This is a genomic window from Schnuerera sp. xch1 (assembly GCF_019931165.1).
In the GTDB taxonomy this organism is placed as follows: Bacteria; Bacillota; Clostridia; order Tissierellales; family Tepidimicrobiaceae; genus JAIOUP01.
This window is the reverse complement of sequence record NZ_JAIOUP010000004.1, coordinates 26,195-39,106: the sequence shown is the minus strand read 5'-3', so window position 1 is coordinate 39,106 and position 12,912 is coordinate 26,195. Positions and strand designations below refer to the sequence as shown.

The 12,912-nt window shown below is 29.5% G+C and carries 12 protein-coding genes and 1 other annotated feature; of the genes, 9 read left to right on the top strand and 3 right to left on the bottom strand.

Annotated elements, in window-relative coordinates:
• Nucleotides 1–89: 89 nt before the first annotated feature.
• Entirely contained in the window at nt 90–1,316 is a 1,227-nt protein-coding gene (gene tyrS / locus K8M07_RS05020) for a tyrosine--tRNA ligase (RefSeq protein WP_223376804.1), read from the bottom strand.
• 64 nt (nt 1,317–1,380) lie between these two features.
• Nucleotides 1,381–1,580 (bottom strand) — a binding site (T-box leader).
• 86 nt (nt 1,581–1,666) lie between these two features.
• Nucleotides 1,667–2,041 (bottom strand): class II SORL domain-containing protein, encoded by a 375-nt coding sequence (locus tag K8M07_RS05015; RefSeq protein ID WP_223376803.1) that lies wholly within the window; start codon nt 2,039–2,041, stop codon nt 1,667–1,669.
• A 151-nt stretch (nt 2,042–2,192) separates the two neighbouring features.
• Here K8M07_RS05015 and K8M07_RS05010 point away from each other — a divergent pair, with 151 nt between their 5' ends.
• The 5 genes from K8M07_RS05010 to K8M07_RS04990 all read left to right on the top strand — a co-directional run bounded on the left by K8M07_RS05010 (nt 2,193) and on the right by K8M07_RS04990 (nt 7,776).
• Nucleotides 2,193–3,332, top strand: a complete 1,140-nt coding sequence (locus tag K8M07_RS05010; RefSeq protein ID WP_223376802.1) for a class I SAM-dependent RNA methyltransferase — start codon at nt 2,193–2,195, stop codon at nt 3,330–3,332.
• A gap of 58 nt (nt 3,333–3,390) precedes the next feature.
• Nucleotides 3,391–3,921, top strand: coding sequence for a cob(I)yrinic acid a,c-diamide adenosyltransferase (locus K8M07_RS05005; RefSeq protein WP_223376801.1), 531 nt, complete (start codon nt 3,391–3,393; stop codon nt 3,919–3,921).
• A gap of 195 nt (nt 3,922–4,116) precedes the next feature.
• Complete coding sequence (locus K8M07_RS05000; protein WP_223376800.1) at nt 4,117–5,244, top strand: SpoIIE family protein phosphatase; 1,128 nt, start codon at nt 4,117–4,119, stop codon at nt 5,242–5,244.
• A gap of 68 nt (nt 5,245–5,312) precedes the next feature.
• On the top strand, nt 5,313–6,617 hold the full coding sequence (locus tag K8M07_RS04995; RefSeq protein WP_223376799.1) for a glucose-6-phosphate isomerase: 1,305 nt from the start codon (nt 5,313–5,315) through the stop codon (nt 6,615–6,617).
• A 175-nt stretch (nt 6,618–6,792) separates the two neighbouring features.
• Nucleotides 6,793–7,776 (top strand): LCP family protein, encoded by a 984-nt coding sequence (locus K8M07_RS04990; protein WP_223376798.1) that lies wholly within the window; start codon nt 6,793–6,795, stop codon nt 7,774–7,776.
• A 4-nt stretch (nt 7,777–7,780) separates the two neighbouring features.
• On the opposite strand, the gene murC is transcribed toward K8M07_RS04990, so the two are convergent.
• Entirely contained in the window at nt 7,781–9,181 is a 1,401-nt protein-coding gene (gene murC, locus K8M07_RS04985; RefSeq protein WP_223376797.1) for a UDP-N-acetylmuramate--L-alanine ligase, read from the bottom strand.
• Between the two features lie 314 nt (nt 9,182–9,495).
• Between murC and spoVG the strand changes: the two genes are divergently transcribed.
• From spoVG to pth, 4 genes are all read left to right on the top strand, one after another.
• A complete protein-coding gene (gene spoVG, locus K8M07_RS04980) occupies nt 9,496–9,762 on the top strand; it encodes a septation regulator SpoVG (RefSeq protein ID WP_223376796.1) in 267 nt (88 codons plus the stop codon).
• 174 nt (nt 9,763–9,936) lie between these two features.
• The gene (gene glmU, locus K8M07_RS04975) at nt 9,937–11,322 is read left to right on the top strand and encodes a bifunctional UDP-N-acetylglucosamine diphosphorylase/glucosamine-1-phosphate N-acetyltransferase GlmU (protein ID WP_223376795.1); all 1,386 of its coding nucleotides are present in this window, start codon (nt 9,937–9,939) and stop codon (nt 11,320–11,322) included.
• A 26-nt stretch (nt 11,323–11,348) separates the two neighbouring features.
• A complete protein-coding gene (locus K8M07_RS04970; RefSeq protein WP_263282456.1) occupies nt 11,349–12,296 on the top strand; it encodes a ribose-phosphate diphosphokinase in 948 nt (315 codons plus the stop codon).
• Nucleotides 12,297–12,312: 16 nt separating this feature from the next.
• Nucleotides 12,313–12,894 (top strand): aminoacyl-tRNA hydrolase, encoded by a 582-nt coding sequence (gene pth / locus K8M07_RS04965; protein ID WP_223376794.1) that lies wholly within the window; start codon nt 12,313–12,315, stop codon nt 12,892–12,894.
• The last annotated feature ends 18 nt before the right edge of the window (nt 12,895–12,912 follow it).

Here is a 12,912-nt window from a genome sequence, read left to right as displayed (position 1 = left end):
AAATGAACAATAAATGGAATATATACATAATATTGGTATAGCATGTAAAATAAAAAGTCCTGATTGAATCAGGACTAAAAGGAAATATTTTATTTTATTCTTATTTGATGATATATTTTTTTACCTTTGCGCAACATTAGTTTATTGTCATTAAAATCTTCTAATATAATGGTTCTGTTTATATCTTTAATTTTTGCATTATCTATAGAAATACCATTTTGCTTTATAAGACGTCTACCTTCGCTATTTGATTTAGTAAGTCCTACTTTTGTTAATAGATCTAAAATGCCTATTCCTTTTTCGAATGCCGATTTATCAAATTCTGTGAAAGGAATAGATCCTTCCTTATTTTCACCTAAAAACAAAGCTCTAGAAGCGTCTTGTGCTTTTATAGCCTCTTTTTCACCATGAACCATCTTAGTTACCTCAAAGGCGAGAATTTCCTTAGCTTTATTTATTTTAGATCCTTTTAGGGATCCTAATCTTTTTACCTCATCTATAGGTAGAAATGTTAATAACGCTAAGAATTTTTCCACATCTCTATCATCTGTATTTCGTAAATATTGGTAGAATTCATAAGGCGAAGTTTTTTTATGATCTAACCATATTGCGCCTTTTGCTGTTTTACCCATTTTAACTCCTGATGCAGTGGATAGTAGCTTAAAGGTCATAGCATATACTTTATCTTGTTCAAGCTTTCTAATCAGATCATACCCTCCTAATATATTAGACCACTGATCGCTGCCCCCTACTTGAAGGCGACAATTATAATTTCTGTATAATTGTAAGAAATCATAGGATTGCATTAGCATATAGCTGAATTCGAAGAATGTTAATCCTTTTTCCAATCTATTTTTATAGCTTTCTAAGGTAAGCATATGGTTCACAGAGAAATGTACACCAATTTCTCTCATGAATTCAAGAAAATTTAACTTTAATAACCAATTTGCATTATTTTCTACAATGGCTTTACCGTTATCAAAATCTAAAAATCTTGAAAATTGTTCCTTGAATTTGCTAGCATTATTATCTATTTCTTCCTTAGTAAGCATCTTTCTCATATCAGTTCGTCCTGAAGGATCTCCTACCATAGTAGTTCCGCCACCTAATAATGCTATAGGTCGATGACCTGCTTTTTGCATATGCATCATAACCATTATTTGAATAAAGTGACCTAAAGTTAAGCTATCAGCAGTAGCGTCAAATCCTACATAGAAAGTAACTGATTCATTACCTAAAAGGTCTCTAAGTTCATCTTCATAAGTTACTTGGTCAATATAACCTCTTTCTTGTAATACATCATATACATTAGCCATTTTTTCTACCTCCTAAAGTTTTATATTTAAATAATTCATTTCAATAAAAAAGGGTATCTTCTCATGTAAGGACGAGAAGATACCCGTGGTACCACCTTAATTTGCATAAAGCCTTTAATCACTTAACGTGTGACAAACGCAATGGTTTCCCATTGAAACTCAGGATTCATATTTCACTCAATTATTAGGTTATAGATCTCTCACCAACGATCTACTCTCTGTCATTTAACCATAATGAGTTACTGTATCCATCTTCGTTCTATATTGATTTAAGTGTATATTAATATATATATTATATATTGTCAAGGGTGGAAAGGATGGCTAATATATTGTAACACTTTATGACGTAATTATTCTACTTCTAATTCTTTACTATTTTCCCATAATCCATGTATATTACAATAGCTTGTAGCATAGAGAATTCCAGACTTTTCAACCTTGAACTTAGTTGTTATATATGGCTCAGTATAGATGTCTTGCTCTCCATGACTATTAAAATTATAATTACCTACTTCTACTGGAAACTTTGCTCCCTCTGGATGGAAATATAGCTTAATCCATGAGATATAGTGTTCTTGAGTATTTGGATGGGAAATTTCTTCTCCTATATTTACACTTACTTCTATTAAATCACCTTTATTAGCTCTTTCTGAAACATGGATTACTGGTACATGTTTTTCACCTTTCCAATCTCCGCTTTGATATAATTCTCCTATTTTTCTCATTTATAAAACCTCCTATTTTATTAAAATTATTTTAATCTAACAATCTATACAATTTAATACCCAAATAATATAAAAATAACACATATAAGAGAAATTGTTTCTATTTTTCAGGTATAATAATAAGTAAGATATATATAGAAAGGAAGATAGTATGGGACAACTAGAATTAATTGCAACGTCCACATTCGGATTGGAAGCTGTTGTAAAAAAGGAATTACAGAATTTAGGTTATAATGATTTGATTGTAGAAAATGGTAAGGTAACCTTTAATGCTACAGAAAAGGATATTCCTATTGTAAATCTTTGGTTAAGATCTGCTGATAGGGTATTGTTAAAAATGGGAGAGTTTGAGACTACTTCTTTTGAAGAATTATTTGAAAAGACTAAGGCTCTTCCTTGGGATGAATGGATTACTGAAGATGGAGAATTCACAGTAGAAGGCAAATCAGTAAATTCTCAGTTATATAGTATTTCAGATTCTCAAGCCATAGTAAAGAAAGCGGTAGTAGAAAAATTGAAGACTAAATATAATACTGAATGGTTCAAAGAAACTGGAGCAAAATTTACAATAGAAGTGTCAATTTTAAAGGACATAGCCACATTGACTATAGATACTTCTGGAATAGGATTGCATAAAAGAGGATACAGAAGTAAAAGCGTAGAAGCACCTTTAAAGGAAACTTTAGCCGCAGCATTAGTTCAGTTAAGTTATTGGAACAAAAATAGATTTTTTATAGATCCTTTTTGTGGTTCTGGGACTATTCCTATTGAGGCAGCAATGATTGGGAAAAATATAGCACCAGGACTTAATAGAAATTTTGTTTCAGAAGAATGGCCAAGGATAAAGAAAGAATATTGGTATAATGCGAGAAGAAACGTTTGGGATGCAATGAATAAAGATATTAAATTAAATATTATAGGTTCAGATACAGATAAAAAAGCAATAGAAATAGCAAAAGATAACGCCTATAATATGGGAGTAGAGGAAGACATAAAATTTATTACTAGAGATTTTAGAAATATAGATTTTAGAGATGATTACGGCATAATTATTTGCAACCCTCCTTACGGTGAAAGAATTGGAGAAAAAGAAGAAGTAAATAGAATATATAAAGATATGGGGAAAATATTTAGAGAGCTTGATACCTATTCAATATATGTTCTAACTTCAAATGAAGATTTTGAAAAATTATATGGCAAAAAAGCAAGTAGAAAGAGAAAATTATATAATGGCAGGATTAAAGTTGATTATTACCAATATTATGGACCGAGGCCTCCGAAGAAAAGATGACAGTAGGGGTCTAGGTATAATGTTAATATATAAAAATAATTAAGGGGGAAGATAATATATGAGCATTTATACAAAGACTGGAGATAAAGGAACTACAAGTCTATTTGATAATAAAAGAGTACCAAAAGACCATATTAGAGTAGAAAGTTATGGTACTGTTGACGAATTAGTTTCTTTTTTAGGATTAGCCAAAAATTATATAGATGATAAAGAAATATACAATTTGATTCAACAAGTTCAAAGTAAGTTATTTGTAGTAGCTTCTAATCTAGCTACAGAGGATAAGGATAAAGTTAAGTATAATATAGTGGAACAAGATATTAAAAGCCTAGAAGATGGAATTGATAAATATATGGGAAAGTTGAGTGATCAGACTGGTTTTATAATTCCTGGGTCAGGTAAGAAATCTGGGTATCTTCATGTTTGTCGTACTGTATGTAGAAGAGCAGAAAGAAGAATAACTACTTTAAGTTATCATAATGAGGTAGATTCTCTAGTACTTAAATATATAAATAGATTATCAGATCTAATATATGCTTTAGCAAGATATTTAGAAAAGGATGAGATAAAGGTAAAATACGAAGATTAAAATAAATGAATAATCTATATTAATTTTCATAGGACAACTGTATTATTTATAGTATTATAAAAATAAAAAAGTGCAAGTAAATCAAAGAATTTAGTATATAATTAGTTAAGAATGGAAATGTGAATAGATTTTGTATTTTAAAATTCATTATGATATTATTGACAAAAGTACCTAATTCATTTAAAGGGTGATACTATGTTAAATAGGAAAGGAGCTAAAATTTTAGAGAACAATTTGACAGAATATGATATGTTAAATTATCAAGTTCTTGAAAGCATGGCGGATTGGGTTAGACTGATAAGTTATGATGGTACTATTTTATATGCTAATAAAGCTATGAAAAAAGCTTTAGGAGAGGACTTAGTAGGTAAAAAATGTTATGAAACAATCGGAAGAGATGAACCATGTAATTTTTGTATATCAAAAAGGAGCATAAAAAGTAATGAGATAGTACAAAAAGAAGAAATTGTAAATGGAAGATACTTTTCTGTTTTGAGTTCTCCGTTTAAGGACAGAAATGGTAATATAATAGGTGCTGTTGAAGTGCTTAGAGATGTAACTAGAGAAAGAAAATTAGAATTAGAACTTATTGAAAAAAATACAAAAATGGTTAAGGATTTAAGATTCGCTAAAAAACTTCAGCGTAGAATTTTACCTAAGAAAGGTATATATAATAAATTGAAAATTGATCATTTATATAAACCTTCTGAAGTATTAAGCGGAGATGTCTTTGATGTTTTTCATATTGATGATAATAATATTGGAATGTATATTTGTGATGTAGTAGGTCATGGTGTGACCGCTTCTATGATGACCATGTTTGTTAGAGAGACCATGAGATCTATAAAAGATGAAGTTGTGAACCCTTCTATAGCCTTGACTAAGCTCCATAAGAGATTTAGATCTCTAAATTTAGGTACAGATAAATATTTCACGATTTTTTATGCTGTGTTTAATGCAGAGAATAATCATTTTAAATATGCAAACGCTGGACATAATTGTATACCTATTAAGTATAATTCTAATGATATAGATCTATTAAAAACAAAAGGCTTTCCAATATCTCTAATATTTAATAAAGTATATTATGAAGAGAATGATATAATATTAAATAAAGATGATAAAATCCTTTTCTATACTGATGGAATAACAGAAGTAAAAAATGTTGACAGAGTAGAGTTTGGAGTAGATAACGTAATAGATATTATAAAGAAAAGTGACGATGATGTATTGAAGTGTATAGTGAATAGTATAGAAAAATTTAGATGGGGAGAACAGGAAGATGATTATGCAATCTTATTGATGGAAGTATTAGATAGTTAAAAGTTTTAGAAGCTAGCTTCTAAAACTTTTAACATTCATTAGAATAATTCAATGGAGGGTGTAAATGTATGGGTAATATTACTTTTGATTATTCAAAAAGTTTAATTAAAAATTATGAAATAGAGCAGATGAAACCACTAGTACATACTGCTCATGAAATGTTACATAAAAATATTGGGGCAGGTAATGAGTTTACAGGTTGGATTGACTTACCTAAGGATATTGATAAAAATGAAATTGCACAAATTAAGGATGTAGCTGATTATATACGAGATAGTTCAGATGTTTTAATAATTATAGGTATAGGAGGATCTTATTTAGGCGCTAGAGCATGTATAGAAGCTTTGAACCATAGTTTTTATAACGAGTTGACGAAAGATAAACGTAAAGGTCCTGAAATCTATTATGTAGGAAATAACATCAGTAGCAGCTATATTTTAGATTTGTTTGATATATTAGAAGGTAAGGATATAAGCGTAAATGTAATATCTAAATCTGGGACGACTACAGAACCAGCTTTAGCTTTTAGGTTGTTTAAAGAATACATAGAAAATAGATATGGGAAAGAAGAAGCAAAAAAAAGGATTTATGTAACTACTGATAGATCAAAAGGTGCTTTGAGAGATTTGACTAAAAAAGAAGGCTACACTTCTTTTATTATACCTGATGATATAGGAGGAAGGTATTCTGTACTTACACCAGTTGGTTTATTACCAATAGCTGTATCAGGAATTGATATAGAGGGTTTATTAAAAGGTGCTTTGGATGGTGTAACAGAATACTTAGATAAAGTGGATGATAATATATGCTATCAATATGCATTGATAAGAAATATTTTGTACAATAAAGGAAAGGATATAGAGATATTTGTAAATTATGAGCCTTACATTTATTATCTTGCAGAGTGGTGGAAACAGTTATATGGTGAAAGTGAAGGGAAGGATGGAAAAGGAATATATCCGGCTTCAGCGAATTTTACTACTGACTTGCATTCATTAGGACAATTTATTCAAGATGGGAAAAGAAATTTATTTGAAACCACAATAAATATAATGAAAGCAAAAAAGGATTTAGTTATTAAAAAGGATAAAGATAATTTGGATGGTCTTAATTTCTTAGCAGGTAAAACCATAGACTATGTAAACAAGAAAGCTTTTGAAGGGACTTTGGAAGCTCATATAACTGGGAAGGTACCTAATTTGATAATTAATGTACCTGAAATGAATGAATATTTTCTTGGTAAATTAATCTACTTCTTTGAAAAAGCATGTGCTATTAGTGGATATATATTAGGAGTTAATCCATTTGATCAGCCTGGAGTAGAAGAATACAAAAAGAATATGTTTAGGCTCTTAGGAAAACCTGGATATTAGAATGAGCAAGGAATTTTGACTATTTTAGATAAAATATATCATTTAATTGAAAATAACTTTCTTTTTTTGGTGCCAGGCTTCAAAAAGGAAAGTTATTTTATTATTATGAGCATTATATAAAAATATGTATTGGACACAATATATAAAAATATTATTTATGGAAGGTGGCTATCAAATGAAAACCTTTTGGAAAGTTTTTATTGTGTCCTTTATTTTTTTTATTATTGCTATTTCTTTGGGTTCCTATTCTTATTTAAAAGCAAATGAAGAGAAATCGGATTCAAGTATAGATGATAGTATTGTACGAAAACAATATAAAGATAATGAACGGGAAGAATTGAAAAAGGTATACCATTCGTTATCCGAAGCTTATGATAAGAGTGATAGAATTAATATAATTATATTAGGAATGGAAGATATTAGAACAGATACTATTATATTTGCTTCTTTTGAGCCAGATACTAAAAAGATAAATGTTATTTCAGTACCAAGAGATACTTATATTCATAGAAAGGGTTATAGTAGAGCAGAACAAAGAAAGATAAATGCTATATATGGAGAACATGGTGTAGAAGGTGTAAGAAAAGCCGTATCCCATATATTTCAAGGAGTACCTATTCATCATTATATAATGTTAGACTATAAGGGTGTGGAAAAAGTTGTAGATTCAATTGGCGGAGTGGAAGTAGTAGTACCTTTTCATATGAAGTATGATGATCCTACTGCTGATCCACCTTTACATATAGATTTAAAAAAAGGAAAAAGAGTATTAAATGGGAAAAAAGCTCTAGAATTCTTGAGATATAGAACAGGAAATTCTGAAGAAAATGGTTATATAGATGGAGATCTAGGAAGGATTAAAGCACAACAACAATTCCTTAAATCTTTTACTGATAAAGTTTTATCTTATCGTTTACCAATGGTGATTAAGGATGGCTATCAATATGTTGAAACTGATATAACTTTAATTGATGCTTTGAACTATTCAAGAAAAGCACTGGGAATGAAATCTGAAGATATAAGTTTTAGTACACTTCCAGGAGAATCGAAATTTAGAAGATATGATGGTAAATTATTATCTTATTATATTTTTGACTCAGTAGAAATTAAAAATATATTAGAAGAAACATATAATATAGAAAAAACCCCCAATGATTAGGGGGTTAAATTGCTTCTTTTTCATTAGATTCCAGTATGGATTCTCCTACTTCATATATATTCCCTGCTCCCATGGTTACAACAATATCACCTTTTTTAGCATTGCCTAGTATATAGTTTTCAATATTTTCAAAAGAGGAGATATACTTAGCGTCTATTTTATTCCTTACCAAAGCATCTACTAGATGAGTAGAATGAATTATTCCAGTATCCTTTTCTCTGGCAGCATATATATCTGTAATTATTACTTTATCAGCATTTGAAAAAGATTTTGAAAAGTTATTTAACAATAATTTTGTTCTGCTATAAGTGTGAGGTTGAAAAATACACCATATTTGATTTTTTGTTGAATTTTTCAGAGCTTTTAAAGATGCTCTTATTTCTGTAGGATGATGAGCGTAATCATCAATTATTTTTATACCATTAATAATTCCTTTTAATTCTAAGCGTCTATGGGTTCCTTTGAATTTCTCTATATTTTTTAATATGGTATCAATAGGTATACCTATTGAATGTGAAGCTGCTATACTAGCTAATGCATTATAAACATTATGAACTCCCATTATGCTTAATTCAACTGGATGTAATGAACTATTTTTTATATTGAGCATAAACTTAGGATAGCCTTGAGATGTAAATGATATATTTTCAGCAGTATAATCAGCTTTGTTATCTATTCCAAAAGTAATAACATTTGTATCTGTATTTTTAATTACTTTTTTTGCATTTTCGTCATCAATATTGATGATTAGATTTCCATCTTTCTGGATATTTTTCCCGTATTGAACGAAAGTATCTACTATGTGATCAATATTTTTAAAATAATCTAGATGGTCTTCTTCCATATTTAAAATGATTGCTGTACTTGGGAAGTATTTTAAAATATTTCCTTTATATTCACAAGCTTCTGTAAGTATATGCTTTTTATTACCTAATTTCACATTTCCACCAATTTCATCTAATTGTCCTCCAAGTAAAATAGTAGGATCTAAATCAGAATGATTTAATATAGTGGCAATCATACTGGTTGTAGTAGTTTTACCATGAGTACCTGATACTGCGATTGAGTTTTGATAATTTTTCATAAGTGCACCTAAAAAAGTTGCTCTATCAACTGTTGGGATATCTGTATCTAAAGCTTCTAATAATTCTTCGTTATCTTTAGATATAGCGTCTGTATATATTACTAAATCAGCATCTTTGATATTACATTTGCTATGGCCTATGTATATATCAGTTCCTAAATTTTTCAATCTTTTTATTGTATAATTAGAATTCATATCAGAACCAGAAATTTTATATCCTTTTGATAATAGAATTTCTGCCATAGCACTCATACTAACTCCACCAATTCCGATAAAGTGAATATGATTATATTTATGTTCATTTATAGAAAAAGTAAACATTAACTTACCTCCTAAGTTTTCAAATTAATCGCCCTATTCCAATATTATTACCAAATTAAGTATTAATATTATTTTATTCACAATAATATTATTTTGTTACTGCTTGATTATATCATATTACTATAATTATAAAAAGGCAACAATCGTATATCCTAATATTTGGAAGAAAAAAGCGAAACTTAATTTTTTTTGTTTAAATTATAAATAAAAAATAAAATACTTAAAAAATAAGAAGGACTTTTAAAAAATATAGAGAATATAAAGAATATTTAGTAATATTTTATTGACTTCTATGGAAGGTGGTGAGTTTATTAGTGAAAGTAACTGACGTAAGGATTAGAAAGATTAATGAAGAAGGGAAAATGAAGGCGATAGTGTCCGTAACTTTTGATGAAGAATTTGTTGTACATGATATAAAAATAATTGATGGTCAAAATGGATTATTTATAGCTATGCCTAGTAGAAAAATGGCGGATGGAGAATTTCGGGACATTGCGCATCCAATTAATGCAGAGACAAGAAAGAAGATTCAAGATGCGATTTTTGAAGAATACGAAAAAGTTCTAATAACAGACAAATAGTTAAAAAGGAGCGAAAGCTCCTTTTTTTGTTTTCTTGATGTTTTATGGACAGAAATATTATAATAAAAGTGAAGACTTATAAATTTATTTGAAATTATTTAATTTTAGTTTGGACTTATAGTATAAATAAGTTAAAATATATTTTGAACATATAAAATTAGGAGAGGTGTTATTATGAATATTTCTGTAATATTGGCAGCAGGAGAGGGAACAAGAATGAAATCTAGAGTCCCAAAAGTTTTGCATAATATAAACGGAAAGACAATGTTACAATATGTAATAGAAGCTAGTAAGAATGCTAGTATAGAAAAAAATATTGTTATAGTTGGACATGGGGGAAATGAAGTAAAGAATGAATTCAAAGATGTCGATATTGAATTTAAAACTCAACCTATAGGAGAAGAATTTCCTTATGGTACTGGATATGCAGTTATGCAAGCTATTGATTATATAGATGATGAGAGCAATGTAATGATTTTATATGGTGATACCCCATTGATAACAAGTAAAACAATAAAGGAATTTATGAATTATCACAGGGAAAATGAATACGATGGCACAGTACTAACTGCATATGTGGAAAATCCTACAGGATATGGTAGAATAGTAAGAGATGAAGAAGGTAAGATACTAAAAATTGTCGAACATAAAGATGCTAATGAAAACGAGATGAAAATAAAGGAAATTAATTCAGGTATATATTGTTTTAAAGGAAAGTATTTAAAATATGCTTTAAATGAAATAGACAATAACAATGCTCAAGGCGAATATTATATAACAGATGTTTTTACAATCTTAAGGGAAAAAAATTGTAAGATAGGAGTTTGTTTAATAGATGATTCCACTGAGATTTATGGAGTAAATTCTAGGGCTCAATTAGCTTTTTGTGAAAAGGTAATGCGAGATAGGATAAACAAAAGCCATATGGAAAGAGGAGTAACAATAATAAACCCAGAAAGTACTTATATTGGTTCCAAAGTAAAGATTGGAATTGATACTATAGTATATCCTGGAACATTTTTAAAAGGTAATACTGTCATTGGACAAGACTGCATAATTGGAGAAAACACAATAATAGAGGACAGCCAAATTGGGAATAAAGTAGACATTCATTCATCCACTATTGAAAAGAGTTCCATAGATGATGGATGCCATATAGGACCATATGCTCATTTGCGTCCTAATAGTCATTTAGGTAAGAATTTAAAAATCGGTAATTTTGTAGAGGTTAAGAATTCTACAATAGGAAATAATTCAAAAGCAGGTCATTTAGCTTATGTTGGTGATGCAGATGTGGGTGAAAATGTGAACATAGGCTGTGGTGTTGTATTTGTAAACTATGATGGCCGTACTAAACATAGAAGTGTAATTGAAGATAATGCTTTTATTGGAAGTAATTCTAATTTAGTAGCGCCTGTAGTAGTTAAAGAGTGGGGTTATATAGCTGCTGGATCCACTATAACTGAAGAAGTAGGAGAAGGTTATTTGTCTATTGCTAGAGCTAGACAGGTAAATAAAAGTGGATGGGTAGAAAAAAAGAATTATAAAAAAGATAAATAAAACAAAAACTAACAGGAGGATTTGATATGAATTTAAGTATAGGAAAGATTCAAATTTTTTCAGGAAACTCCCATAGAAAGTTAACAGAAGATATCTCTAAAGAATTAGATGTTTCTTTAGGATGCTGTGAAGTTGGGAAATTTAGTGATGGAGAATTATTTGTAAATATTGCTCAAACTGTCAGAGGCAATGATGTATTTGTAATTCAACCAACTTCTTCTCCAGTTAATGATAATTTAATGGAGGTTTTAATACTAATAGATGCTTTGAAAAGAGCTTCTGCTGGAAGAATTAATGCAGTAATTCCATACTATGGATATGCTAGACAGGATAGAAAGACGAAATCTAGGGAGCCTATTACAGCAAAGTTAGTTGCTGATTTGTTGGAGGCAGCAGGTATAGATAGACTTATTACTATGGATTTACATGCAGGACAAATTCAAGGTTATTTTGATCTTCCAGTAGACCATTTATCTGGAGTACCAATACTTGCAGATTATTTTAAGAATATAATAGATAGAGAAACTGTCATAGTATCCCCTGATTTAGGTGGAGTTGCTAGAACAAGAAATTTTGCTAATATATTGGATTTGCCCATTGCTATAATTGAAAAAAGAAGACCTAAAGCTAATGTATCAGAAGTAATGAATGTAATAGGAGATATTGAAGGCAAAAATGTAATATTAGTAGATGATATAGTGGATACAGCAGGAACTATTACCAAGGCAGCCCAAGTGTTGAAGGATTATGGTGCTAGATCCGTTTATGCTTGTGCTACTCATCCAGTCTTGTCAGGACCTGCAGTAAAAAGGATAGAAGAATCTGTAATAGAAAAATTTGTAGTTACAGATACTATACCTTTAAATGAGGAAAAGAGAATTGACAAGATAGAGGTTGTAAGTATTGCTCCAATATTTGCTGAAGCAATTAGAAGAGTTCATTCCAATGAATCTGTAAGTACATTGTTTGATTAAGACAAGGAGTGATATATTGTTTGTTATAGTTGGATTAGGGAACCCGGGAAAGAACTATTCTAATACTAGACATAATGTCGGTTTTGATACTTTAGATCTATTAGCGTATAGAAATAACATCAAGGTAAATAAAACAAAGTTTAAGTCACTATATGGAGAAGGCGTTATTGGAGATGAAAAGGTTATACTATTGAAACCTCAGACCTATATGAATAATAGTGGAATAGCGGTTTTGGATTTATATAACTTCTATAAGCTTCCTATAGAGAATATAATAGTAATAGTAGATGATATTGATATTGATTTTGCAACTATTAGAGTAAAAGCTAAAGGTAGTGCTGGTTCACATAATGGTTTAAAATCTATAATATATCAATTGCAATCTGATAATTTTACTAGAGTAAAAATTGGCATAGGAGATAAAAAAGAAAGTCAGGACTTAGCTGATTTTGTTTTAAGCAAGTTTAGTAAAGATGAAAGAGAAAAAATAGATGCTTCTATTGAAAGAGCTGCATTAGCAGTTGAGACGATAGTAAAAGATAATGTAAATAAAGCGATGAATGAATTTAATTCAAAAAGAATACAAGCCCAGGATTAAAATCCTGGGCTTAAGGTG